We start from the raw sequence: 24,366 nt of genomic DNA on the forward strand, positions 1-24,366 counted from the left end.
ACACCTGCCTTCTGATTTCTTGTTACTATAATTATACACCAGACCCGCGATTTATGCAAGTTTTATTTTAGAAAGCCCGAAAACATTAAAAGAAAGTTCACATTAGTGTTTTTTCTGTCGCTTTTTTAAATATTTTGCGGTCTTTATTTTCGTATTCTTTTTCGTTTTTACCTGTTCCCGGTGCTTTTTTAAAAACGCTTTCCGACGGCTGTTCTGGTTGTTTTCCTGAGCATTTAATACAAAATCAATTTTGCCCGACTGCGGGTCTGCCCGGGCCACACGGATTTCAATTGTTTCGCCCACCTGAAAGGTTTTCCCGTTGTGTTCGCCGGAAATTGATCTGGTTTTTTCGTCATAGATATAATAGTCGTCGTTTAAGTCTGCCAGACGGATTAAGCCTTCAATGGTGTTTTCCAATGCGGCAAACATGCCAAAGGGTGTAATGCTGGTGATAACTGCGGAATAAACGTCGCCAACGCGGTCGTGCATAAATTCCGCCTTTTTCATATCCTCAATGGTGCGCTCTAAATCAACCGCCTCAAGCTCGCGGTCGCTGGACTGTTTTGCAGCCTCTGCCGTGAACGCCGCAAGCTTTTTAACGTTTAGCCTGCCATTTAAGTGTTCTTTTATAATCCTGTGAATGCAGAGATCAGGATACCGCCGGATCGGGGATGTAAAGTGGCAGTAATATTTCGCCGCAAGACCAAAATGCCCTAAGTTTTCATTGCTGTAGCGCGCTTTCATTAAAGAACGCAGGGCAACGCTGCTGATAATCATTTCTTCCCGTTTACCCGTAAGGCTGCGGATCAGCGCGGCCAGCTCCCTGGGATGAACCTTTCCATTGGAATGTTTAATGCTATATCCCAGCGGCGCAATAAACTTTGCAAATTCTTTCATCGTATCCGGATCGGGTTCTTCATGCACCCGGTAAACAAAGGGGATATTCAGCCAAAACATGTGCTCTGCCACCGTTTCGTTGCAGACGAGCATAAACTCCTCAATCATGCTGTTCGAAACGCCCCGCTCTCGTTTTACAATGTCAATGGGTTTACCGTTTTCGTCCAATACAATTCGTGCTTCGTCGAAATTAAAGTCGATGCTGCCTCTCGACACGCGCTTTTTGCGCAGGATGGCCCGAAGCTCCGCCATGCGGCCGATCATCTCTACCAAGTCAGAAAACCGTTCCCGCTTTTCCTCATCACCTTCCACAATTGCCGTAACATCTGTGTAGGTCATGCGCTTGCTTGAGCAAATCACGCTTTCGTAAATTTTGTGGTCCACCACCACGCCGCTTTTGTCAATCTCCATAATGACGGACAGCGTCAGTCGGTCTTCTCCTTCATTTAGGCTGCAAATGCCATTTGACAGCACCTCTGGCAGCATGGGAATCACCCGATCTGCAAGATAGATGCTGGTGCCGCGCAGATAAGCTTCGCGGTCGATTTTGCCGCCGACCGGCACATAATTCCCTACGTCCGCAATATGAACGCCAAGTTCAAACCTGCCGTTTTCCAGTTTCTTTACGTGGACTGCATCGTCTAAATCCTTTGCGTCGTCGCCGTCAATGGTGATAATTTGTTCCGACCTTAAATCGAGCCTTCCCTCTGTGTCTTTCGGCGAGACCGTTATTGCCGCATGCTTTGCGGCGTTTAAAACATCTTCGTCAAACTCGTAGGGAACGCTGCGGCTTTCAATGACAGACAGAATGTCCATGCCCGGCGTGTTGATGTTTCCAATCACAGAAATGATTTTTGCCTCGGGGCTTTTCTTTCCGCTCCCCCGCTTTAAAAGTTCCGCCACAACCATGTCTCCGTCTTGTGCGCCATTCCGGTTGCCCGGTTCAATATAAAAGTCCGTGGCGTATCTTCTGTAAACAGGAACCACAAATCCGGTGTTTTCGTTTCTTGTAAATCTGCCGACAATTTTGTGCTCTGCCGGCTGAACAATTTTTACAATCTCGCCTTCGCGCCGCCTGTCTCCGTCCGGCTTTGTAATAATTTTCGTCATGACGATGTCGCCATGAAGCGCACCGCCGGTGTTTTCGGCGCCGATGAACACATCGCCGAAGTTGTCCGCTCCGTCGTTTTCCTCAGGCTCAACAAAGCCGAAGCCGCGCTCGTTACCAATAAATTTACCGGTTACAAGTCCTAAAAGCGCGCCGGTAGCAAACCGCTTTTTCTTTGTTTTCACGATTTTACCTTCCAGTTCTAATTCCTCTATAATATTGAAAAACTCCGTCATGTCCTGTTTCGGAACGCTGAGCATTACCGCCATTTCTTCCGCAGTCATGGGAATTTTCATATTTTCTTTCATAAAGCCTAAAATCTTTTCTTTTTGTGTCAAACCGTTCACCTCCTCTATTTATAATTTGTTAAATGTAACGTTTCTAATCAAAAAAAATAAAAGCCATTTCCGAGGGAAATGGCTTAAATCAATCGCGCATATCACAATTTGCACATCGGTCTTTAAGATAAGAAAAACAGCGCAACAGAGGTTACTAAAAACGCGATAGCAACAACCGATGTCCACTTTTCTAATATCGCATCAATCGTTCTGCCTTTGTTCTTACCAAAAAACGTTTCAGAACCGCCTGCAATCGCACCGGAAAGCCCCTGTGCTTTTCCCGACTGCAGCAAGACAACCACGATTAAAATTAATGACAATATCAAATGGATTATACGAACAATCGTAAGCCACATAGCCTACCACACCTCCAAACAAGCTGAAATTCTACCAATTATTCGGATTTCATACCAAATCTCTTTCTAAACTTTTCAACACGGCCGCCCGTATCAACAAGCTTCTGTTTTCCTGTAAAGAACGGATGGCATTTTGAACAAATTTCGACGGTGATGTTCTCTTTTGTCGAGCCTGTTTCAATCACTTCGCCGCAGGCACATTTAATTGTGGTCTGCTTATATTCCGGATGGATTCCCTCTTTCATGTATTTCACCTCTTTCAACCAAGTAAATAAACCAAATCATCATTTCAAAATGCTAATCATACGAATCTCATTTTGAAATACAACGCTATGATTATAGCACATTTCTTTTTCATTTGCAACTGTTTTTTTCAAAAATTTCACAAAAAATCATTTTCTTCTCAAATTTTGGTCTCAATTTCCCCCAACGCCATAATTTCGTCGGGTTTTACACAACAGTTCAGCGCCAGAACACGAACGCCTGCCTGCTTTGCCCGCGAAAGCTCCTCGGCAAAGGCCAGGTGGGTTTTTGCGTTGGCACAAAAATAGGCTGCCCGCTCCATCTGAACAATAAACACGACAAGCGCGTCAAATCCTTCTGCAACGCATTTTTCAAGGCCGCGCAAATGCTTTAGCCCCCGCTCTGTGGGCGCATCGGGAAACATCACCACACCGTCTTGTTCCAGCGTTACGCCCTTTACTTCCACAAATGTGCGCTTCAGTCCGGCTTCCATGTAAAAATCGAATCTGGAGTCGCCATGTGTTACCTCAGGCTTCACCAGCGTCAGACCGTCAATGTGCGTTTCGGCCCACTCTGCAAAAATTTTGTTTGGGGCCTGTGCGTCCATGTTAATGAGCAAATCGCCTTTCTGCACCGCTACCAAATCGAACTGCGTTTTGCGGTTGGGGTTGCCGCTTCGTTCCAAAAACACTTTAGCGCCTTCTATTAAAAGCTCCTTGCACCTGCCGGTGTTCTTCACATGAACGGTTTCAGTTTGTCCGTTTATTTCAACCTTTGCAATAAACCGGTTTGGGCGGGAAATAAAAATTCCCTCTGTAATATTATGATAGTTCATAGGTCTTTTTAAGGCCGAACAGGCCAATTACCTGACCTGCAATAAACGCCGCATGAAGTGTGCGGACATGGGGTTTAAAGTGTACATGGTCACAGAACACGCCGTCCCCTAACTTTTCGGTAAAATCGTGAAGGTCGATAATCGGAACGCCCATCTGCTCCATAACCTCTTTTGCAATGTGGTTGTATTGCTTAATATCCTCATTTTTCCGAAAGAAAACGGAACAGTTCTTTTTATGTATTTCATCATCTACTGTGGTGGACATGACCCAAACCATTTGTTTTCCCAGCTTTTGGATATGCGCCGCAATTTGTTTTAAGTTTTCCCTGTAGTCCTCCGGCTCTACCTGAAGGTGTCCAACCTCATGATAAAATTTAATATCATGCAGGCCGCAGTTTATAATAAAAATGTCTGCGTCAATGTCCGGCGTTGCCTGTAGATATCCCAAAACGCAGGCGCTGTCGCCGCCGTTTACCTTCGATTCATAGTCCAAATCACCTGGTTTTTCGCCCTCGCCCTTTCTCTTTAGCATGGCATAGCCCGACAAGAACCGTTTTAAATCGTCGTTGTAGTGCATAGAAATGCTGTCTCCCACTACAAAAATCTTTGTCATTTGTCTCCCTCCAAAATTTCTTTAAAAACAGAGCCTAAACTCTCGTTGATCACAATGTCTGCCCTGCTGTCAAAGGGCGTTACAGTTTTATTAATTAAAATCAGCTTGTCTCCGCGAAAATAATCGATCATGCCTGCCGCAGGATATACCGTAAGGGACGTGCCGCCCACCACCAATAAATCCGCATTTTGTATAGCCGCAATCGCACCGGACACTGTTTTGCCGTCTAACCCCTCCTCATACAGCACAACGTCAGGCTTAATCGTTCCGCCGCAGCTGCATTTGGGCACGCCGTCTGCTTCTAAAACAGCGTCTAAGCCGAAAAATTTGCCGCAGTTCATGCAATAATTTCTGTGCACGGAACCGTGCAGCTCATAAACGCACTTGCTGCCGGCCATTTGGTGCAAACCGTCAATGTTCTGCGTTACCACCGCTTTCACCTTACCCTGCTGCTCTAAGTGCGCCAGTGCTTTGTGCGTTACATTGGGCGCGGCGTTTGGATAAATCATTTTGTTTTTATAAAACCGAAAAAACTCTTTCGGATTCTTCACAAAGAAGGAGTGTGAAATAATGGTTTCCGGCGGATAATCATAAATTTCATTATAAAGCCCATCTACGCTGCGAAAGTCTGGAATTCCGCTTTCTGTGGACACGCCCGCGCCGCCGAAAAAAACAATATTTTGGTACGTATCAATCAGTTCCTTTAACATTTAAATCATCTCCGCAAGCTTGCATATCAGCGCCTGAAATGGCTTTGACGCTTTGTTTGTAATCATTTGAACTTCGCTGTGGGAAAGGGCAGTTTTCGATATTCCCGCCGCCATATTGGAAATGACAGAAACAGCACAAATCTCCATTCCGGCGTGTTTTGCCGCAGCGGCCTCACAGGCGGTACTCATGCCCACCATGTCGGCCCCCATTTGTTTCATCATATTAATTTCGGCAGGCGTTTCATAGTTGGGACCGGTGGTTTGTATATATACACCGGATTTTAATGAAATTTTTAAATCCGCGGCGCAGTTTTCAGCTATGTTTCTCATCCGCGGGCTGTAAACCGCGCTCATATCGGGAAACCGCGCTCCTAACTGACTTACGTTTTCCCCAATCAACGGCGACGGGACAAAGCTTAAAATATGGTCTGAAATCATTACCAAATCGCCGGGTGAAAAGCATTCGTTCACTGCTCCCGCCGCGTTGGTTAAAATCAGCTTGTCCGCACCTAAGGCGCGCATCACTCTGATTGGGCGAACCACCTCGGCCATGGAATATCCCTCATAAAAATGCACCCTGCCCTGCATTGCAACCGTTTTCTTGCCTCCCAGCGTTCCAAAAACAAACCTGCCCGCATGACCGGAAACGGTGGAAACAGGCATACCAGGAATGTTTTGATATGCAATTTGCACACCGTCCATTCTGTCCGCCAGGCCACCCAGGCCCGAGCCAAGCACCACCGCCAGCTCCGGCCGTTCGCCGCATTTATTTAAAATATAGTCACAACAGATTTGAATTGCTGTATATTCTGATTCCATAACCCCTCCGCCAATGCGCAAAAGCGGCAGACAGCCTGCCGCTTTTATATTTACAGGTTAATATTCTTTGTTCCCAGCCGCTGTTCAATAAAGCTGTCATAAAAGACAAGCTTAATCACCGCAACCAGGGGAACGCCGATAAACATGCCGATAATTCCGCCGAAAGTGCCGCCGATTGCTACCCCGGCAATAACCAGAAGCGGGCTGATGCCCACCCTGTCGGACATGATTTTCGGGCCGATAAATAAGTTGTCGACAATCTGCATTCCAATGATAAACAACAGCACAATTAAACCCTTAATGGGATTAAACACCAGTGCCAGAAGAACGCTGGGAATTCCGCCCAGCCACGGGCCAATGTAAGGTATCATATTGGTAAGCGCCAGAAGCAGACTGATGAGCGGTGCCAGCGGGATGTCGAACGGCACTAAGATAATCAGGCCTAAAATGAAAATGACAAACGCCTGCAAGAGCTTGCTGATAATGAAATCGAAAAATATTTTATTAATTGCCTTTCCGTAATTCATAATGGTTTCAGCCCGCTCGCGGCTGAACACCGCATAGATAAACCGCTTAAAGTGTTTGGTAAGCTCCTCCTTGCCAAAAAGAAAATAAATTGATATGACAATGCCGAACACCACGCGGATGACTGTTTTCGCCGAACCGCTAACTGCAGTAGTTACGGTTTTGCCCACATGGGCCATATCCATTTCCCGTTCAACCCAGCTATATATGTTGGTTGCAAAATTCGACATATAGCCCTCAAAGTTTTTTGCAAGGTCAGGATTAATCGACCGCAGGCTGTCTGTCACCCAAATCTGAAAATTGTTTAAATATTCCGGCAGGCCGTTAATAAAATCGTTCAGACCGCTGACTATGGTAGGCACGATATTCATAACAAAAATGGAGATGAAACCCAGCACCACTGCGTAAATTACCGCTATAGAAATGCCGCGCTTGATATTTTTCTTTTTCTGATTGTCCGTTTTTTTCACGATATTGCGTTCAATAAACACCAGCAAAGGATTTAGAAAATACGCAAATGCCAGCCCGTAAACAAAATATGCAATACAGGAGTACAGCATGGAAAACAAGCTTGACAAGGATATATTGGTCGTAAAAATCAGTTTGCACAACAAAAACGCAATTACTAAAACAGGCAAAACGTTTAAATAGCGTATTTTCCAGTTTTTCAACTTTACCAGCTCCTTATTCTTCGTTAAAGTATTTTAAAATCCCGCAGTAAATCGCCCACGCGACCTGCTTTTGATAAGAATCGTCCAACAATTTTTTCTGTTCTTCTTCGTTTGACAAAAACCCGCACTCCACTAAAATTGCGGGCAGTTTTGCCTGCTTTAAAAGGTAAATACTCCCGTCTGCCTTTTTCACTTCCCGAGAAGACGGCGGCGCAAGCGCCTCAATTAAAGCCGACTGCACCTGTTTTGCAAGCCCCTCGCTTTTTTCATTGTTTCCGGAAAAGAACACCTGGGGCCCGCTGTACTGTCCGTCCGGAAATTTATTCATATGTACGCTGACAAACGCATCTGCGCTGGACTCTTTCATCAGCTTTTCCCGGTTTTTCAAGTCGGAGTTCTTTTTGCTTCTGATGTTGCCCGAAACATCGTAAATGCCGTTATCGTCTGAGCGGGTTACAATTACGTTTGTTCCGCCCTGCTCTAAAAACTGCTGAAGCTTTTGGGCAATAGCAAGGTTTAAGTCCTTTTCCAAAACGCCTGCGCTGCCCACCGCACCGCCATCTGGTGCACCATGTCCTGCACAGTGTTAATACCATGAACAATTATAAATTCCAACAAATTGTAATCTTTCGGCTGTCATTTTCCGGCTCGCCAATGAAAACTTTGTCAATCAATTTTGAAACGGCAAATTCATTCAAGGTTATTGTGCGTGGAAAACTGTCAATATATTCCTGAAAGTTGAAATCTTCTGTTTTGTCTTTTTTCTGCTCTAAGACAGAGAGCCGCTTTTCCAAAGCCACAATATCGGCTTTTATATCTCCATATATATCGCAGAATACTTTATTATCTATTATACCATCTAATTTATCTTTGTAAAGCTGTTTTATGTTAAGATTTTGTTTCAAAATATTCTCTTTTATGAGCGTTTCTTCTTTCATTTCCGTTTTTTTGTCATTGTAAATCAGGCTGTTTTTGTTGATTTTAGCAGGATTATAATTGTTTAAAAATAGCTTTTTCACTTCCATCTCCACCGCCTCAAACACCGCGTCGAACCGGATACTGTTTGTGTTTGTGCAAACCGAAACGCCGCATTTTGTGGCCTTGCATTTTAAATATTCATACCTGCCGTTTTTTAGCTGGTAGCTCATTTTCCACATACTGCTGCCGCAGACGGCGCAGAAAATTCTGCCTGCAAAAACGTGGCGCTTACCGTCTGCCTTCTGCATTCGTCTGTGGGAACCGATTTTTTTGTTCACTTCGTTCCACAAGCTCATATCCACTACCGGCTCGTGGGCGTTTTTTGTTCTGATAAAATCCTGTTCGTTCACGCGTTTCCGTTTCTTGTTTTTATAGCTTATGGTAGCGGTTTTTCCCTGCACAAGATTCCCGACATACACCTCGTTTGTTAAAATTTCGCGGATAACGGACTCCGTCCAGATTTTCGACGTGGGCTTTCCCCCATGGGTCTGAAATTTGCTCCCGCAAAGGCGCTTATATTCCGACGGGCAGGGAATTCCCTGCCGGTTTAACTCCTGAGCAATTTTCACATATCCGTGTCCGCCTGCATACATCCGGTAAATCTCCCGCACTGTTTCTGCCGCCGGCTCGTCCACAAAAAGCTTTCCTTTTACATCTTTGTTCAGCTTGTACCCATAGGGTGCAAAGGCACCGGTAAAAATACCGTTCTCCTTTTTGTGCCGCAGGGTCTTTTTAATGTTTTCCGACAAATCCTCCAAATACCACTCATTTACCAACCCATTAATCTGGCGGGACTTTTTGTTGGCGAAGTCCTCTGTGTCTGCATGGTCTAACAACCCGATAAACCGCACACCCCACTCGCGAAAGCGGTTATGAATGTAGTGCTCCACCACCTCAATGTCGCGGCTGAAGCGCGACTGGGTTTTGCACAGCACAATGTCGATATATCCCTTTTCGCAGTCTAAAATCATCTGGTTAAACTGCGGGCGGTCCCGGTCTGCGCCAGACATGTCCTCGTCGCAGTAAACACCGGCCACCTCCCAATTCTGCTCCCGGCAATATGTAAGCAGCAGGGATTTTTGGTTTTGAATGCTTTCACTTTCGTCCATCCGGCTTTTTTTGTTCCGGTCTTCGTCCGACAGACGGCAGTAAACTGCGACGCGAATCAATTTGATTCACGCTCCTTAATGCTTTCTTTTATAATTTCCTCCGCAATTTGCTGAACCTTTTCCTGCCTCGTGCGCTCATCCTCGGTTTTAAATTTGTTTTCCACAGCATATTCCATGTTAAAACCTCCAAAATTGGTCATGCTGTATTATACATAGGAAAAAAATTAAATATTACAAAAAAGTTTAAAAAAAGTGGGAACTTATTTTGTCCCGCTTCGTATAAGTTAATAGAAAATAGGTAATAGGAAGATATCAGCGCCGCCAAACGCCAACTGTTTTAATTTTAAATTTAAAGTTAATTGGCGTATATCACAGGGCACGCTGTTTATATATTCATAATAACATTCTCCACTTCATCTCCTATTAATTGGGGCCTCAGCACTGCCCCAAACGGAAAAAACAACCCGGCGGGTCCGGGTTGTTTTTTTGCATTTTTATAAGGTTTTCAAAAAGCCCTCTAACCGGTCTGCAATGCGAATATGCCCTGCGTCGTTGGGGTGCAGTCCGTCAGGACAGAAGTGCTCCCGCATAATTTCAAGCTTCGGCTGAATTCCGCTAACTGCAAAAAGATCCAGCACCGGAATGGAAAAACGTTTTGCAATGACCTTTATGGCATCAACATATTCAGAAAGCGTTGCAACATCTTCCGGCTTGTTTCCACCCCGAGGATTGTCTTCATTTGACCTGTGCAGAGGCGTCATCACCACAATCTGCGCCTGGGGATATTTGTTCATCAGCTTTTCAAACAGCTCATGGCACGCGCCGCAAAAGGTGTCTGCCGTCTTGTCTGACAGTTTTCCGAACGGCGCGTCACCGTGGCCAAAATCGTTTGTGCCGCCAAACACTACAACCAAATCTGCATTGCCGTCCATCTCATCCACCCGAGACACAAAATCTAAATCGTGCCGCGCTACGGCTGACGGTGTTTGCTGTTTTGCAATTCTCGTGCCGCCAATTCCGTAGTTTACAACATCTGAAAGACCCAACCGCTGCTTCATCAAATTAACATAAATGTGCTCCGCTCCGCTTGTGCCGTGTCCCTCTGTGATGCTGTCTCCTAAAAATACCGCTTTTTTTCCTTTAAAATCCATGCTGTCTAACCCCTTTTTTTCTCATTTATCGTATATAACATAATTTGCCTTATGCGTTTTTTCCTCCGGAATTTGCGCTGCATAGCCTAAAATGCAATTGCCAATTCCAATATACTGGCTGCCCAGCCCCCACTTTTCTTTTAGCTTTTTGCCCTCCGGCGTTTCAAACACCTCGCGTGCCCGGTGGATCCAGCAGGCTCCAAGCCCCAAAGACGCAGCCGCGTTCAACAAGTTACCCATCACCAGGCACCCGTCCTCTTTAAAGGTGGACACGGTGGTGTCGGAAAACACAATAATAACCACCGGCGCGCCATAAAACGCGTCGGTCGAAGCGCCCATGATTTTTGCGTTCAGGTTCCCGATATAGCGAACCGTTTCAGGATCTGTTACAGCCACCATTACCGGCGACTGTCTGTTCATTCCAGTAGGTGCATTAATGCCCGCCTTTAAAACCTCTTTCAGCATATTCTCAGGCACCGGATCACTTTTATAGCTCTTTACACTTCTTCTTGTTTGTAAAACATTTAAACAGTCGTTCATTTTTCTAACCTCCGTTATATATGTCTTAAATTCTGAATGTCCAAATCATCCGGCTTGTAGCCTTCAATATAATCTAACACCTCATCTGGGTTTGAAAGAACTTCATAAAGCTTTAAACAGCCGGGCGCAACAAACCCTTCATCAACTGCTTTTTCCATCATTTCCGCCATTGCGTTATAATATTTTCTGAAATTAAACACCACCATTGCCTTGTTGTGACGCTTCAGCTGCTTCAGCGTTAAAATTTCAAAAAACTCGTCAAAGGTTCCCACGCCGCCAGGCACCATTATAAATGCATCGGCTGTCTCCTCCATAATTTTTTTACGCTCACGCATAGTTTCCGTTCTTATCAGCTCTGTGCAGTTTTCGAACAGCACGCCGTCTACGTTAAAAAAAGTAGGGGCAACACCAATAATTTTGCCACCGCCGGCATACACGCCGCGGGCCACTGCGCCCATTAAGCCGCCGGCGCCGGCGCCGTAAACCAGAGAGTGGCCGCGCTCCGCCATTTTTTCCCCCAGCGTTTCCACCGCTTCTATATACGAAGGATCTATATTGTTGCTTGCCGCTCCATATACACAAATTGTCATAAAATCCTCTCCTTTATATGTTTGATATGATTTTAGCATAAACTTTTTTTATTTTCAAGCTTTCTATTAGTTTATTCACAAACTACACAATTATATTTTACAAAAGTAATAACTTTTTTTGATTTTATTTACAGAAAGAAAAAAAAGTGGTATAATGAACAAAACGATTGTGATAAGGAGCTATTAAAATGACAAAAATCGATATTTTTTCCGGATTTTTAGGTGCCGGCAAGACAACTCTAATAAAAAAATTGATTGATGAAAGCTTTAAGGGCGAAAAGTTAGTTTTAATTGAAAATGAATTTGGTGAAATTGGAATAGATGGAGGATTTTTAAAAGACGCTGGAATTAACATTACCGAAATGAACTCCGGATGTATTTGCTGCAGTCTGGTGGGTGACTTTGGCGCGGCTTTGAAAAAAGTGCTCCGCGATTATAGGCCGGACAGAATTTTAATTGAGCCTTCCGGCGTGGGCAAGCTCAGCGACGTAATGAAAGCGGTTGAAAACGTTCACGAGCACGCGCTTGCATTAAACAGCTACACTGCTGTTGTTGACGTAAACCGGTGTAAGATGTATATGAAAAACTTCGGTGAATTTTTCTGCGACCAGATTCGTTATGCCAAGTGCATTGTTTTAAGCCATACGGGCGGCGCAAAGGAAGAAAAAATTGCCGAGTGCGTAAAGCTGCTGCGGGAGCAAAACGCAGAAGCGGCAATTGTTTCCACCCCGTGGGACCAGCTTTCCGGCACACAGTTTTTAGAAGCGATTGAGGGCGCGTCAACCATAAACCGGGTTTTAGAGGAGCTCAAGGAAGAAGACGCCTGCCCGGTTTGCGGTCATTCGCACAAGCATGACCACGAACATGATCATTGCCACGAGCATAGTCATGAACATCACCATGAGCATTGCCGCCACGACGGGGAGCAGAAGCATGAATGCTGTCATGGTCACGAACAGGAGCACGAGCACTGCCATGGGCATCACCATCACGGACACCATCATGCAGACGAGGTGTTCCAAAGTTTTGGAACAGAAACTACAAAACAGTTCTCCAAAGACGAGCTTGTTTCTATGCTGTCGCAATTTAACAACGAAGAAAAATTTGGTGTTATTCTGCGTGCAAAAGGCATTGTGCCAGAGAAAGACGGAAGCTGGCTGCACTTTGACTATGTTCCCGGCACGCCCGATGTGCGCGAAGGCGCGGCCGACATCACCGGGCGGATTTGCGTAATCGGCGCCGGCATAAAAGACGGCGAAATCCGCAAGCTCTTTGGGTTAGACGAATAAGAAGGGTGTTGTAACAATGGAAATTCCGGTTTATATCTTTACAGGCTTTTTAGAGGCTGGCAAAACAAAATTTATTCAGGAAACACTGGAGGACGCACGGTTTAACGACGGCGAGCGCACTCTGCTTTTACTGTGCGAGGAAGGGATTGAAGAATTTGACCTCTCCCGCTTTACAGGGAAAAACGTGTTTATTGAATCCGTAGAAAATGAATCAGACCTTACGGGAAAATGGATTTCTTCCCTGTTTAAAAAGCACAAGCCAGAGCGCGTAATCGTGGAGTTTAACGGCATGTGGCAGTTAGACTCCCTTTACAACAACCTGCCGAAAACCTGCACAGTTGTGCAGGAAATGTTTTTTGCAGACGCTGGAACGTTTTTAAACTACAACAGTAACATGCGCTCTCTCGTGGTGGACAAGCTAAAAAGCTGCGAGGTCGTAATTTTTAACCGCACTACAGAGGAAACCGATAAAGAGATGTTTCACAAAATCGTCCGCGCCACCTCCCGCCGCGCCAACATTGCGTTTGAATATGCTGACGGGCATGTGGAATATGACGAGATTGAAGATCCGCTCCCCTTTGACGTGGACGCACCGGTTATCGCCATTAAAGACGAGGATTTTGCCCTGTGGTACCGCGATGTTTCAGAGGACGTAAAAAAATATGTGGGTAAAACTGTTAAGTTTAAGGGCATTATCGCCCACAACAACACCTTGCCCAAAGACGTTTGCCTCATTGGCCGGCACATTATGACCTGTTGTGCAGACGACATTTCCTATGGCGGCATGCTGTGCATTGTGCCAAAGGGCACCATGTTTAAAAGCCGGGACTGGATGCTGGTTACCGCCACTTTGCGGTATGAATATCACAAGCTATATGAGGGGAAAGGGCCGGTGCTTTATGCAGAAAGCCTGGTGCACGCGCCTCAGCCAAAAGAACAGGTCGCAACATTTTATTAAAAAGAAGCCTGCTGTCTAGCAGGCTTCTTTTTTACAGCTCCAAGTCCTCCGGGCGGCTGAATTCATATAATTTTCTCTCCGGCAGCAAAAATGCCTTTGGCCCCCAAACTGCGTTGAAATGGCAAACGCTGTTTTTGTCGTTTTGTTCCGGCTTCCACGGCTCTCCGCTCGTGCCGTGACCATAAAAATACCACTCACTTTTGGTTTTTACCTCATACCAGGCGTGGGCCACGGTGCAGGTAATGCCGCCGATTTTCAGCTGCGTGTCCGGTGCCAGCACTTTCGCAAAGGGCGCATGTTTTTTAATAAGTTCCGGCAAATCGTTATTTCCGGGCACAACGTAAATTTCTTTTGCGCCGGAATTTTTTAATATGTCTGCAATTTGAATCAATCCGGCTTCATACTCCTCCCTTGTGCCAATCATTCTGCCCGCTTTTACCTCGTCCACCATATCGCCTGTGTGTAGAATGATGTCGGGCTTCACTTTTAAAATCAGTTCATGATAATATGGATATGTAAAGGACGATGTATCCCCAATGTGGAGCAGCTTTAAGGAGTTGGAAGCGGAAAGCTCTTTTGGCACATTGATTCCGCGCTTCATAATTATTTTCATTTTCTCCCCGTCCAAGTCTGACAGCATAACGGTGTTCATGCCCACCATTTTGTACGGCAAGTGCGCCGTGTCAAAATACAGAGAGTTTTTTGAGTCTTCCGTGTCTAAAATAGAAAGACTGCAATTGCACAAATTGCGTCCGCTTTTTTTCGGAATGTTCAAAAAATGAATTAAATGCCCTGCCGAAGCGCCGTGTCCCACGAACATTGCATCCTCCTGGGGATTCAATTCCGAAAACCCCTTGCTTACACGCGCAAAAACGTCTTCCTCAGTATCGGAATGAGGACTCCACCACGGATAAGGAAGACCTGCGCTTGCGTCCACATGGCGAAACCGTTTTTGAATTTGCTCCAACCGCATGCCGTGAAATGTTCCCGGAACCCACTCTGACTTCAAAATTTCCCGCATGAACGCAGTGGGAATAATTTTTGAGCCTGTTTTGTCCGCAATGATTTCTGCGGTTTCCATTGTTCTGGCATAGGGTGAGGTGTAAAGCGGGCCGCGAAACCCAATGTGACGCATATAGTCTCCCAGCCGCGACGCCTGCGCGCGGCCCAGTTCCGTCAGTGGAGGATCGCCTGCCGGGAACTGCGCGTCTCCGTAGTTTTCTTTCGGCGCTACCTGGCCGTGCCGGGTGATATAAAACTTCATTGCCTGCCCTCCCTTTCTGCAAGGCGGCAGTTTGGAATTTCAAACGCCGCCTCGTCTGATTTCACAATGTAAATTGGATTCGTCAGCAAAATGCACATTCCGGTTTCATCGTAAACTTCCACCCGCTGAAAGCTCACGGTGGTAAGACCAGTCCGCAGAACAGACCTTGTTGTAAATGTGCCTCCGTCAAGCGTTACAGACGCACAAGTTTTTCCGTTTTCAATGAGCTGGAACTGCCAGCCGGGCTCGGTGTGTTCCATGAAAAATTCTATTTCTACCTCGCTGCTTTCTTCCGCTTTAAAGATAGTTCCCATTTGATAGCCGTCTGTGGTTTCAAACCGAACTTCGCCGTTTATCTTCACCGGGTTCCCCGTATAGGCCATCCCCTGTTTCATAGAACGGGTGAACACCGCCTCGCCGATGGGATGGGACAAATCCTGCGGCGCCGCAAGGTATGTTGCAAAATTGTTGCCATTAAACCAGCCGTCGTTGTTTCTGTGGCTGTCGCTGCTGCCATATCCGCAAAGAAACAGCCCGCCCATGGAGAGCAAATCCCACAGCATGACATATTCCTCTAAAGAAAACCCGTTTCGCCCGCAGGGAAAGCCTACTTCAATTAAATGTGCCCCATAGGCATGGTTTGCCAAAAGGCACGCCGCCATTTTTGCTACTGTTTTACTTCTCTGTGTTTCTGAAAAATTTTGCCGTTTCAGCACTTGAATGGCCAGCGGATGGTTGATGGCAAAAATGCCGCCATGCTTCTTTACATGCTTTACTGCGTCCATGTTGGAAACCTGAAAGTTTTGTTCTGCATAATCAATGGTAGGAACGCAGGTGGAAAAGCAATTTTTATGTTCCCCCGCGTCGGAAATTTCAAAAGAAACAAAGGGCGTAACGCCGTAGCGATTTCCCACCTTAGCCGCGAGCTTTTTTTGCTCCTGATGAGCTGCTTCAAAAAACTTTCTTACCTTAATTTCAAAATCCTTTAGCGCTACCGAGAGGCACGCACCGTTTCTCACCTGCAAGACAATGGCAATGGTGTCGAATACATTGTCCCTTCCGCCAATGTCCGCATCGTCTGAAACGTCTTCCGAAATTGGCAGGCGAATTTCTCCGCCGGCAATTTTAAGGGGCAGAATCTGGGTATGGGGAGCGGATAGCCCATCTGCGCTTCCTGCTACATATAAAAGATGTGCAGGTTTTAACGAAGGCGGCCGCTGTGACAGACGGATATCAAAAATCAGCCTGCTGTCGGGGCTGATTTTTTCTGCCGTGACATTTAAATTTAGGCACACATCCATTAAAAGCGCGGCTGTATGCCGCGCTCCGCTGGATACAAAATGAATTCCTGCGCTCTGCCAGTTTTGGCTTTTTTCAGCGCAGGCGTTCATAAATAATGTTTTGGTTTCCGTAAAAATATTGTGGGTAAATTTTGCGGTGTTTTCGAACGATGTGATTTCAAAGCCGCAAAAAAGGCCGTTCCCCTCGTCCTTCATTAAGCTGCCAGTGTCAAAAGAAAATCCTGTAACCGGCGCTTTTTTAATACCTGTGCGAACGTCGTGGTCTGTAAACCAAATATATTTCATTCCAAGCTTGCTTGCGTTATAAAAATGGTTTGCCATAGAAGAACCGGGCTGAAAACAGGTATGAATATGCATATGCATTGGATAATAAGTAAACTGGCTGTTGTGCATTGGTCCTCTCTCCTTTCCCGATGCACATTTGTTATAAAATGCTTTTTAAAAACTGTCTTGCGCGTTCGTCTTTCGGGTTGGTAAAAAATTCGTCCGGCGTGTTTTCTTCTAAAATTTTACCGTCGCACATGAAGATGACCCTGTCTGCCACGTCCCGTGCAAAGCCCATCTCGTGCGTGACCACCGCCATGGTCATGCCGTCGTTGGCGAGTTTTTTCATAACGTCTAACACCTCGCCTACCATTTCAGGGTCTAAGGCCGATGTGGGCTCGTCAAACAGCATTACGTCCGGATCCATACACAGGGCGCGGACAATGGCAACACGCTGCTTCTGACCGCCGGAAAGCTGGGAAGGAAACGCCTCTGCCCGATCGGAAAGCCCAACGCGCCCCAACAGCTCCATTGCCCTTTTTTCCGCTTCCTCTTTGCTTTTTTTCAAAAGCTTTATAGGGGCCAGCGTGAGGTTTTTTAAAACAGTCATGTGGGGAAACAGGTTAAACTGCTGAAACACCATACCCATTTTCCGACGATGGATATTAATGTTCACTTTGGGGTCTGTTATATCGACTCCTTCAAAATAAACATTTCCGGCTGTGGCAGATTCCAAAAGATTCAATGACCTTAAAAAGGTAGACTTTCCGCTGCCTGAAGGGCCGATGATAACCACAACCTCGCCCCGCTTGATTTCTGTTGAAACACCGTCTAAAGCATGTATATGTTCGCCGTAATATTTACACAGTCCTACCGTTTTAATAATGACATTATCGTTCATTTTTACGCAGCCTCCTCTCTAAGATACTTACAAGCTTTGTAAAGAACATAACCATAACAAGATAAATTAGGGCTACGGCAATAAGCGGCAGAAACGGCGAATAGGTTGTGGCACGGATAATATTTCCGCCCATTGTCAAATCCCTAATTGTAACATAGCCCGCAACAGACGTCTCTTTCAGCAAAACAATAAATTCATTTGCAAGTGCAGGAAGCACATTTTTAAATGCCTGAGGAATGATAATATAAATCATGGTGCTTCTGTAATTAAATCCAAGGCTTCTCCCAGCCTCAAACTGCCCCAAGTCAATTGACATTATGCCCGAACGAACAATTTCGGCAACATAAGCACCGGAATTGATTCCAAAGGCAATAATTGCAACCAACAGGCTGTTTCTGGAGGACGCAAAAATTATGTAATACATAATCATCAGCTGAACAACCACAGGCGTTCCCCGAATTACGGTAAGGTAAATCTTACAAATTCCGTTCAGAATCGAGAAAAGTATTTTTTTTATGCCCTTGTTCATTTCGGAATACGTCTTGTCGTAGCTCGATCTTACAATCGCTACAACAGCACCAAGAAAAAGACCTAAAATAAGCGAAAAAAACGTAATGATAAGGGTATTTTTAAGGCCGCTTGTAATAAACGTCCATCTTTGTTTTTCTACAAAATTAAGAATAAAATCTGCTTTAAAATCAGCAAACCACGCCATAAAACGATCCATATTTTCACCCCAACTTGTAAAGGTAGAAAAATGGGGACGGAGATGCTCCGCCCCCATGATTTCTTCTAAAATTATTTGTTGTTTGCCGCAACATAAGCCTTGGCAGGCTCGTTGTCAATAATTACGCAGTCAACCTTACCCGTAATCAGCGCCTGAACCGCTTCGTTACCAGAAGCGTATTTCATAACTCTGTCCGCGCCGAAATCCTCTTCCGCATAAATATCACCTGTTGTACCCTTCTGTGTACCTACGAGGTAGTTTTTCCCTTCTGCATAAAGGTCGTCGACAGATGTAATTTCGCTGTTCTCCGGAACGATGACCGACTGGATGCCGGTTGCATAACTGGAAGAAAAACTGATGTTTGCAAGTCTTTCCTCTGTAACGGTCATGCCAGCCATACCAAAGTCAGATTTACCCGTTTGAACCGATGTAATAATCGCGTCAAATTCCATATCGTCAATCACAAGCTTTTTATCCAGCTTGTCGGCAATTGCACTAGCCATTTCAGCATCAATGCCGACGATTTTCTCACCGTCGTAGAACTCATAAGGCGGGAACTGTGCGTTGGTAGCCATATGAATTTCTTCTTTTCCTTCAGCATCAGCCTGAAAAACAAGGTCATGCTGTTTGTCTGAAATATATTTGTCAACAATGGCCTGGGCTGTTCCGTCGGCTGTAAGTTCCTCAAGAGCTTTGTTAATGCTTTCTAAAAGCGCCGTGTTTTCTTTTGCCACACATACTGCATAATCTTCAACAGCATATTCCGTGTCAAGGATTTTTAAAGAAACCTTACCGTTACTGCCGCCTGCGGCGCTGTTTCCTGCATTGTTTCCTCCGCATGCTACCAGTGAAAATGCCGTAATTACGGCAACCGTCAGTGCTAATAATTTTTTCATAAATACTCTTTACCTTTCCGCTCACATAATATTTTAACAATGCACACACGTGAGCCATGTGTTAACAGGTAAATGCATAAACTTACATTTTTGTGCATAAACCCCTCCTAAAAATCTTTTTAATTATATCATTACTTTCAAATTTTGTCAATCAAAAAAGCACAATTTTTTCATATATATTCTGCTTTTAGAAAATAAATTCGAAATTATCATTGATTTTTGCGCAGAAAATGGTATAATGTATTTATGTGGTTTTTTTTATGATGGTAGATTGGGATAAAAACTGTAGTTTTAAATGAAAAAAGACTCTATCGAATATTTTTTCGGAGGTTTGATAAGTTTGGAAAAACTGGTGATAAAAGGGGGCAAGCGGCTTTGCGGCGAGGTCACTATCGGCGGCGCAAAAAACGCGGCCGTCGCGATTATTCCGGCGGCTATTTTGGTCGACGGCCCCTGTACCATTGAAAATGTGCCGGCAATTAAAGATGTTACTGTTATCTGCGGAATTTTAGAAGAACTTGGCGCAACGGTAGAATTTTTAGATAAATATACCTTAAGAATTGATTGCTCGAAAGTGGATAAATATACAGCGCCATACGAAATGGTACGGCGGATGCGTGCATCTTATTACCTTTTGGGTGCACTTTTGGGAAGGCTGAAAAAGGCCGACGTGGCAATGCCCGGCGGGTGTAATTTTGGCTGCCGCCCCATTGACCAGCATTTGAAAGGATTTCGAGCTTTGGGCGCTACGGTGTTTGAATCCTCTGACAGCGATGCAATTTTGGCCGAGACTGACGGTTTGGTGGGCACCAATATTTATCTTGATGTCGTAAGCGTTGGCGCAACCATCAACATTATGCTGGCAGCGACTCTGGCAAAGGGCGTTACGATTATTGAAAACGTTGCCAAAGAGCCTCACATTGTTGACGTGGCAAACTTTTTAAACGCCATGGGCGCTAAAATTAAAGGCGCCGGCACCGATGTGATTAAGGTTTACGGTGCAGAACGGCTTCACGGCGGTACATACTCCATTATTCCCGACCAGATTGAAGCGGGAACCTTTATGGTAGCTGCTGCCGCTACAAACGGCGACATTTTAGTGAAAAATGTAATTCCGAAGCATATGGACTCCATCAGCGCGAAACTCATTGAGACCGGTGCTGAGGTAATTGAATATGACGACAGCATTCGCGTACGCGGGGCGGAGGTCGTAAAACAGGTAAATATTAAAACGCTTCCCTACCCCGGTTTTCCAACCGACATGCAGCCCCAGTTCGTGGCACTGCTTTCCGCAGCAAAGGGAACGAGCATTGTGACGGAAAGCGTTTGGGAATCCCGGTTTCAATATGTGGATGAACTAATTCGCATGGGGGCCGATATAACCATTAACGCTAGAACTGCTGTAATTAAGGGCATTCCCGCTTTAAGCGGTGCCATTGTAAGATCAACTGATCTTCGCGGCGGCGCTGGAATGGTTATAGCAGGCCTGATGGCTAGCGGCGTTACCGAAATTACAGACATTCAATATATTGACCGTGGCTATGAAAAAATGGAAGAAAAGTTTAAGGCTCTTGGGGCCGATATTAGCCGTGTTGATGAGTAAATTACACTTTTAAGGAGATGCATATACTATGAAAAGCAGTCAGATTATTTTAGCAGGATTTGGCGGACAGGGAATTTTGTTTGCCGGCAAGGTTTTGGCCTATACAAGCCTGGAAACCGAGCGCAACGTGACTTGGCTCCCCTCCTACGGACCTGAAATGCGCGGCGGCACATGTAACTGCAGCATTGTGGTTTCAGACGGGAAAGCTGTTGGCTCGCCGGTTATTTCCAATCCTGATGTGTTAATCGCATTGAACCGTCCCTCACTGGATAAATTTGAAAACGCAGTTGCCCCCGGCGGCTTTATTATTTATGACGACTCTTTGGTTGACCGCGATGTTGAGCGCACCGATGTGAACGTGATTAAAATCCCCGCAACCGAGCTTACTATGGAACATCACTTAGAAACCCTTGCAAACATGGTGATTTTGGGTAGAATGCTGAAAGCAACCGAGCTGTTCACCACCGACGAAATTAAAATCGGCATTGAAAAAAGCGTTCCGAAATCGAAGGCCTGGCTCATTGAAAAGAACATTGAGGCTGTGAATTTGGGGTATACTTATGACAAATAATTTTTATAAAATATGTGCTGCAAACGGCGCCTGGTTTTATAAAAATGAAATACTGGAACGTACGGGACTTGTTAACCATGCATTCAGTACGAGAATCGGAGGAGTAAGCGAAGGCGCTTACTCCTCTTTAAACCTCGGCGTTAACTCAAAAGATGAAAAACAAAACGTTTTAAGTAATTTTCAGCTGTTTTCAGAGGCAATTGGCATTCAGACTGAAAAAATGGTGCTGTCGAACCAGGTGCATGACGACAAAATTCGAATTGTTACAAAAGCTGACTGCGGCAAGGGCGTTTTGCTAAATTCGGACATAAAGGGGATTGACGCTCTGATTACCGCAGAGTCCGGCGTTGCCCTTGCAACGTTTTACGCCGACTGCACTCCGGTTTTAATTGTCGATTTACAAAAAAAAGTAATTGCTTCTGTCCATTCCGGCTGGCGGGGAACGCTTTTAAAAATCACGCAGAAGACCGTTTTAAAAATGACCAGAGAATTCGGGTGCGACCCGAAAGATATGGTTTGCGCCATTGGTCCTTCGATTAAACAGTGCCATTTTGAGGTGGGGAAAGAAGTATATGACCAATTTGTAAATGTTTTCGGCCAGCCTGCGGCAGACAACACCATTCAGAAAAACGGCAAGTATTATGTGAACACCGATGCACTGAATGTTGACGCATTGGCGGCTTGCGGCGTGCCGTTAGAAAATATTTCCGTCTGTCCTCTCTGTACCTTTTGTCATAACGACGTGTTCTATTCTCACCGCGGGGACGGCGGCATAACCGGCCGCATGTGTGCGGTGATTGAACTGCGATAAAAAACCCGGCGCCAATAAATTGGCGCCGTTTTTTTATTCTTATTTATTTTCAATAATTTTCTTTGTATCTCTTGCAATGGTGAGTTCTTCATCTGTAGGAATTACGAACACCTTAACCCTTGCGTTGTCTGCTGAAATCTCGGCCTCAACGCCTTTCACATTGTTCTTTTCCGCATCAATTCGAATTCCCATAAACTCCTGGCCTGCTAAAACGTCTGCACGAACATCAGGCCCGTTTTCGCCAACACCCCCTGCAAAAGTAACAACGTCAACACCACCCATGATAGACGCATATCTTCCGATATAACCTTGCACGCTGTGACGGAACATTTTTAAAGCGAGCAGTGCGCGTTTGTTGCCCTCTGCCGCTGCGGCGTCTAAATCACGAAAATCGCTGCTGACGCCGGAAATTCCCAAAACGCCCGACTTTTTATTTAAAATGGCGTCCACTTCTTCAATGGTCAATCCCTCATTGTTCATTAAAAAGGGAATGATGGCCGGGTCGATAGAGCCGGAACGGGTACCCATAACCAAGCCGTCTAACGGTGTGAAGCCCATGGAGGTGTCAACCACCTTGCCATTTTTCACAGCGGCAATGGACGAGCCGTTGCCTAAGTGGCAGGTAATAATTTTCAGTTCCTCGATGGGTTTTCCACAAAGCTCTGCCGCCCTGTGGGCAACATAGTTGTGGGAGGTTCCGTGGAACCCGTATTTTCTGATTTTATATTTCTCATAGTATTCATAAGGAATTCCGTACATAAAAGAAGCCGGCGGCATGGTCTGATGGAACGCCGTGTCGAAAACGCCGACATTGGGTACGCCGGGCATCGCTTCCTCACAAGCTGCAATTCCCGTTAAGTTTGCCGGATTGTGCAGAGGCGCCAAGGGGTTACATTCCGTAACAGCCTTTTTCACCTCATCGGTAATTAAAACGCTTGAGCTGAAAAATTCGCCGCCATGCACCACCCTGTGACCTACTGCCGAAATTTCACTCATGTCGCTGATAACGCCGTGATTTTTGTCTGTCAGCGCGCCTAAAACCAGTTTAATTGCAACGCCATGGTTCGGCATGTCCTTTTCAATGATTACCGTGTCTTTATCCCCAGGGGTATGTTTCAGCCGGGACTGGTCTAAGCCGATGCGCTCGCACAGGCCCTTTGCCATTACGTTTTCGTTATCCATATCAATCAGCTTGTACTTTAAAGACGAGCTTCCTGCGTTGATTACTAAAACTTTCATTTTCTTAAATTTCAAACCTTTCTGACTAAAATTATGTGTTATTTTTGTTGTTTTTTGTCCTGCTCCTGAGCCTGTACACAGGTGATGGCACATACCCCCACAATGTCTTCAGCCGAGCATCCTCTCGACAAGTCGTTGCACGGCTTTGCAATTCCCTGGGTAATTGGGCCATAGGCCTCGGCCTTTGCCAGTCGCTGGGTTAATTTATATGCAATGTTTCCAACGTTTAAGTCAGGGAATACCAAAACATTTGCTTTTCCGGCAACCGGGGAGCCGGGTGCTTTCGAGGCGCCCACCGACGGCACAATTGCAGCATCCGCCTGTAATTCGCCGTCTAAAACCAAATCTGGGCGTTTTTCCTTTGCAAGCTTGGTGGCAAGCTGCATTTTATCTACCAATTCGCTCTTTGCGCTGCCGTAAGAAGAATAAGAAAGCATGGCAATGCACGGGTCTGCTTCGATTAATGTTTGGAACGATTCAGCCGATGAAATTGCAATTTCTGAAACAGCCTCGGCGTCTGGGTTTTCGTTCAGGCCGCTGTCTGCATAGATAAACGTTCCATGGTGGCCATATTCGCAGTCAGGAACAACCATAACAAAAAATGCGCTGACCAGCTTTGTTCCCGGCGCGGTTTTTAAAATTTGCAGGCACGGGCGGAGCACGTTAGACGTGGAGTTCACCGCGCCTGCCACCTGTCCGTCTGCTAAGCCGAGCTTTACCATCATTACGCCAAAATAAAGCGGGTTTGCCATTGTTTCGAACGCCTTTTCCGGTGTCATGCCTTTGGCTTTTCTCATTTCATAAAACTTGTCGGCAAATTCCTGCCGTCTTTCGTCTGTGGCGGGATCTAAAATCTGCGCCTTTGAAAGGTCTAATCCTGTGGCCAATTCTGCAATTTTTTTCTTGTCCCCCAGCAGAATAATGTCCGCAATGCCTTCCTTCAGAATCATATCGGCGGCTTTGACGGTTCTTATGTCTTCCCCTTCTGCCAATACAATTGTTTTTTTGTCCTGTTTTGCACGTTCTTTGATTCTATCCAAGAACTTACTCATAACAGAT

At 45.5% G+C, this 24,366-nt stretch carries 24 protein-coding genes and 1 pseudogene; 5 read left to right on the forward strand and 20 right to left on the reverse strand.

Annotated elements, in window-relative coordinates:
• Positions 1–102 precede the first annotated feature (102 nt).
• The 13 genes and pseudogenes from rnr to H8698_RS00895 all read right to left on the reverse strand — a co-directional run bounded on the left by rnr (position 103) and on the right by H8698_RS00895 (position 11,483).
• On the reverse strand, positions 103–2,343 hold the full coding sequence (gene rnr, locus H8698_RS00835) for a ribonuclease R (RefSeq protein ID WP_249310682.1): 2,241 nt from the start codon (positions 2,341–2,343) through the stop codon (positions 103–105).
• A 122-nt stretch (positions 2,344–2,465) separates the two neighbouring features.
• Positions 2,466–2,699, reverse strand: a complete 234-nt coding sequence (gene secG, locus H8698_RS00840; RefSeq protein ID WP_177680933.1) for a preprotein translocase subunit SecG — start codon at positions 2,697–2,699, stop codon at positions 2,466–2,468.
• A 38-nt stretch (positions 2,700–2,737) separates the two neighbouring features.
• On the reverse strand, positions 2,738–2,944 hold the full coding sequence (gene rpmE / locus H8698_RS00845; RefSeq protein ID WP_177680930.1) for a 50S ribosomal protein L31: 207 nt from the start codon (positions 2,942–2,944) through the stop codon (positions 2,738–2,740).
• A gap of 158 nt (positions 2,945–3,102) precedes the next feature.
• Positions 3,103–3,777, reverse strand: a complete 675-nt coding sequence (gene sfsA, locus H8698_RS00850; RefSeq protein WP_249310684.1) for a DNA/RNA nuclease SfsA — start codon at positions 3,775–3,777, stop codon at positions 3,103–3,105.
• The gene (locus tag H8698_RS00855; RefSeq protein ID WP_249310688.1) at positions 3,764–4,390 is read right to left on the reverse strand and encodes an SGNH/GDSL hydrolase family protein; all 627 of its coding nucleotides are present in this window, start codon (positions 4,388–4,390) and stop codon (positions 3,764–3,766) included. Before H8698_RS00855 ends, sfsA begins: the two co-directional genes overlap by 14 nt.
• Positions 4,387–5,100 carry an NAD-dependent protein deacylase gene (locus tag H8698_RS00860; protein ID WP_249310690.1) on the reverse strand — a complete coding sequence of 238 codons (714 nt, stop codon included), beginning with the start codon at positions 5,098–5,100 and terminating at the stop codon, positions 4,387–4,389. Before H8698_RS00860 ends, H8698_RS00855 begins: the two co-directional genes overlap by 4 nt.
• Positions 5,101–5,919 carry a purine-nucleoside phosphorylase gene (locus H8698_RS00865; RefSeq protein WP_249310692.1) on the reverse strand — a complete coding sequence of 273 codons (819 nt, stop codon included), beginning with the start codon at positions 5,917–5,919 and terminating at the stop codon, positions 5,101–5,103.
• A gap of 50 nt (positions 5,920–5,969) precedes the next feature.
• Positions 5,970–7,115: an AI-2E family transporter gene (locus H8698_RS00870; RefSeq protein ID WP_249310695.1), complete on the reverse strand. Its 1,146-nt coding sequence runs from the start codon at positions 7,113–7,115 to the stop codon at positions 5,970–5,972.
• Positions 7,116–7,128: 13 nt separating this feature from the next.
• Positions 7,129–7,683: pseudogene (locus tag H8698_RS00875) on the reverse strand (N-acetylmuramoyl-L-alanine amidase); the annotation flags it as partial.
• A 34-nt stretch (positions 7,684–7,717) separates the two neighbouring features.
• Positions 7,718–9,262, reverse strand: coding sequence for a recombinase family protein (locus H8698_RS00880; protein WP_249310700.1), 1,545 nt, complete (start codon positions 9,260–9,262; stop codon positions 7,718–7,720).
• Between the two features lie 434 nt (positions 9,263–9,696).
• Entirely contained in the window at positions 9,697–10,353 is a 657-nt protein-coding gene (locus H8698_RS00885; protein WP_249310704.1) for an SGNH/GDSL hydrolase family protein, read from the reverse strand.
• A 21-nt stretch (positions 10,354–10,374) separates the two neighbouring features.
• Positions 10,375–10,893, reverse strand: coding sequence for a nitroreductase (locus H8698_RS00890; RefSeq protein WP_249310706.1), 519 nt, complete (start codon positions 10,891–10,893; stop codon positions 10,375–10,377).
• A 14-nt stretch (positions 10,894–10,907) separates the two neighbouring features.
• Entirely contained in the window at positions 10,908–11,483 is a 576-nt protein-coding gene (locus H8698_RS00895; protein WP_249310709.1) for an LOG family protein, read from the reverse strand.
• Between the two features lie 188 nt (positions 11,484–11,671).
• Between H8698_RS00895 and H8698_RS00900 the strand changes: the two genes are divergently transcribed.
• Entirely contained in the window at positions 11,672–12,772 is a 1,101-nt protein-coding gene (locus H8698_RS00900) for a CobW family GTP-binding protein (protein WP_249310711.1), read from the forward strand.
• Between the two features lie 16 nt (positions 12,773–12,788).
• Positions 12,789–13,730, forward strand: a complete 942-nt coding sequence (locus H8698_RS00905; RefSeq protein WP_249310714.1) for a TIGR03943 family putative permease subunit — start codon at positions 12,789–12,791, stop codon at positions 13,728–13,730.
• 31 nt (positions 13,731–13,761) lie between these two features.
• On the opposite strand, the gene H8698_RS00910 is transcribed toward H8698_RS00905, so the two are convergent.
• The 5 genes from H8698_RS00910 to H8698_RS00930 all read right to left on the reverse strand — a co-directional run bounded on the left by H8698_RS00910 (position 13,762) and on the right by H8698_RS00930 (position 19,083).
• Positions 13,762–14,994 (reverse strand): histidine phosphatase family protein, encoded by a 1,233-nt coding sequence (locus tag H8698_RS00910; RefSeq protein ID WP_249310716.1) that lies wholly within the window; start codon positions 14,992–14,994, stop codon positions 13,762–13,764.
• Entirely contained in the window at positions 14,991–16,688 is a 1,698-nt protein-coding gene (locus H8698_RS00915) for a hypothetical protein (RefSeq protein ID WP_249310718.1), read from the reverse strand. Before H8698_RS00915 ends, H8698_RS00910 begins: the two co-directional genes overlap by 4 nt.
• 31 nt (positions 16,689–16,719) lie before the next feature.
• Complete coding sequence (locus H8698_RS00920) at positions 16,720–17,460, reverse strand: amino acid ABC transporter ATP-binding protein (RefSeq protein WP_177680301.1); 741 nt, start codon at positions 17,458–17,460, stop codon at positions 16,720–16,722.
• Complete coding sequence (locus tag H8698_RS00925) at positions 17,450–18,187, reverse strand: amino acid ABC transporter permease (protein ID WP_249310721.1); 738 nt, start codon at positions 18,185–18,187, stop codon at positions 17,450–17,452. Before H8698_RS00925 ends, H8698_RS00920 begins: the two co-directional genes overlap by 11 nt.
• Positions 18,188–18,258: 71 nt before the next feature.
• On the reverse strand, positions 18,259–19,083 hold the full coding sequence (locus H8698_RS00930) for an ABC transporter substrate-binding protein (RefSeq protein ID WP_249310723.1): 825 nt from the start codon (positions 19,081–19,083) through the stop codon (positions 18,259–18,261).
• 340 nt (positions 19,084–19,423) lie between these two features.
• Here H8698_RS00930 and murA point away from each other — a divergent pair, with 340 nt between their 5' ends.
• The 3 genes from murA to pgeF are packed head-to-tail and all read left to right on the forward strand — an operon-like array spanning position 19,424 to position 22,068.
• Entirely contained in the window at positions 19,424–20,686 is a 1,263-nt protein-coding gene (gene murA, locus H8698_RS00935; protein WP_249310726.1) for a UDP-N-acetylglucosamine 1-carboxyvinyltransferase, read from the forward strand.
• Positions 20,687–20,714: 28 nt separating this feature from the next.
• Complete coding sequence (locus tag H8698_RS00940; RefSeq protein ID WP_249310729.1) at positions 20,715–21,257, forward strand: 2-oxoacid:ferredoxin oxidoreductase subunit gamma family protein; 543 nt, start codon at positions 20,715–20,717, stop codon at positions 21,255–21,257.
• Positions 21,247–22,068 (forward strand): peptidoglycan editing factor PgeF, encoded by an 822-nt coding sequence (pgeF, locus tag H8698_RS00945; protein WP_249310733.1) that lies wholly within the window; start codon positions 21,247–21,249, stop codon positions 22,066–22,068. The genes H8698_RS00940 and pgeF overlap by 11 nt, the downstream gene beginning before the upstream one ends.
• Positions 22,069–22,107: 39 nt before the next feature.
• Here pgeF and H8698_RS00950 read toward each other — a convergent pair whose 3' ends face one another.
• Entirely contained in the window at positions 22,108–23,307 is a 1,200-nt protein-coding gene (locus tag H8698_RS00950; protein ID WP_249310735.1) for an acetate/propionate family kinase, read from the reverse strand.
• 38 nt (positions 23,308–23,345) lie between these two features.
• Positions 23,346–24,359 carry a phosphate acetyltransferase gene (pta, locus tag H8698_RS00955; protein ID WP_177680439.1) on the reverse strand — a complete coding sequence of 338 codons (1,014 nt, stop codon included), beginning with the start codon at positions 24,357–24,359 and terminating at the stop codon, positions 23,346–23,348.
• Positions 24,360–24,366 lie beyond the last annotated feature (7 nt).

The organism is Congzhengia minquanensis (assembly GCF_014384785.1).
In the GTDB taxonomy this organism is placed as follows: domain Bacteria; phylum Bacillota; class Clostridia; order UBA1381; family UBA9506; genus Congzhengia; species Congzhengia minquanensis.

Coding starts and splice junctions, on each gene's coding strand:
- H8698_RS00910 (WP_249310716.1), bottom strand. CDS start 14,994: ATGAAGTTTTATATCACCCGGCACGGCCAGGTAGCGCCGAAAGAAAAC.
- H8698_RS00920 (WP_177680301.1), bottom strand. CDS start 17,460: ATGAACGATAATGTCATTATTAAAACGGTAGGACTGTGTAAATATTAC.
- H8698_RS00900 (WP_249310711.1), top strand. CDS start 11,672: ATGACAAAAATCGATATTTTTTCCGGATTTTTAGGTGCCGGCAAGACA.
- H8698_RS00895 (WP_249310709.1), bottom strand. CDS start 11,483: ATGACAATTTGTGTATATGGAGCGGCAAGCAACAATATAGATCCTTCG.
- H8698_RS00905 (WP_249310714.1), top strand. CDS start 12,789: ATGGAAATTCCGGTTTATATCTTTACAGGCTTTTTAGAGGCTGGCAAA.
- H8698_RS00925 (WP_249310721.1), bottom strand. CDS start 18,187: ATGGATCGTTTTATGGCGTGGTTTGCTGATTTTAAAGCAGATTTTATT.
- pgeF (WP_249310733.1), top strand. CDS start 21,247: ATGACAAATAATTTTTATAAAATATGTGCTGCAAACGGCGCCTGGTTT.
- H8698_RS00940 (WP_249310729.1), top strand. CDS start 20,715: ATGAAAAGCAGTCAGATTATTTTAGCAGGATTTGGCGGACAGGGAATT.
- secG (WP_177680933.1), bottom strand. CDS start 2,699: ATGTGGCTTACGATTGTTCGTATAATCCATTTGATATTGTCATTAATT.
- H8698_RS00860 (WP_249310690.1), bottom strand. CDS start 5,100: ATGTTAAAGGAACTGATTGATACGTACCAAAATATTGTTTTTTTCGGC.
- sfsA (WP_249310684.1), bottom strand. CDS start 3,777: ATGAACTATCATAATATTACAGAGGGAATTTTTATTTCCCGCCCAAAC.
- H8698_RS00885 (WP_249310704.1), bottom strand. CDS start 10,353: ATGGATTTTAAAGGAAAAAAAGCGGTATTTTTAGGAGACAGCATCACA.
- pta (WP_177680439.1), bottom strand. CDS start 24,359: ATGAGTAAGTTCTTGGATAGAATCAAAGAACGTGCAAAACAGGACAAA.
- H8698_RS00915 (WP_249310718.1), bottom strand. CDS start 16,688: ATGCACAACAGCCAGTTTACTTATTATCCAATGCATATGCATATTCAT.
- H8698_RS00855 (WP_249310688.1), bottom strand. CDS start 4,390: ATGACAAAGATTTTTGTAGTGGGAGACAGCATTTCTATGCACTACAAC.
- H8698_RS00865 (WP_249310692.1), bottom strand. CDS start 5,919: ATGGAATCAGAATATACAGCAATTCAAATCTGTTGTGACTATATTTTA.
- H8698_RS00930 (WP_249310723.1), bottom strand. CDS start 19,083: ATGAAAAAATTATTAGCACTGACGGTTGCCGTAATTACGGCATTTTCA.
- H8698_RS00890 (WP_249310706.1), bottom strand. CDS start 10,893: ATGAACGACTGTTTAAATGTTTTACAAACAAGAAGAAGTGTAAAGAGC.
- rpmE (WP_177680930.1), bottom strand. CDS start 2,944: ATGAAAGAGGGAATCCATCCGGAATATAAGCAGACCACAATTAAATGT.
- H8698_RS00950 (WP_249310735.1), bottom strand. CDS start 23,307: ATGAAAGTTTTAGTAATCAACGCAGGAAGCTCGTCTTTAAAGTACAAG.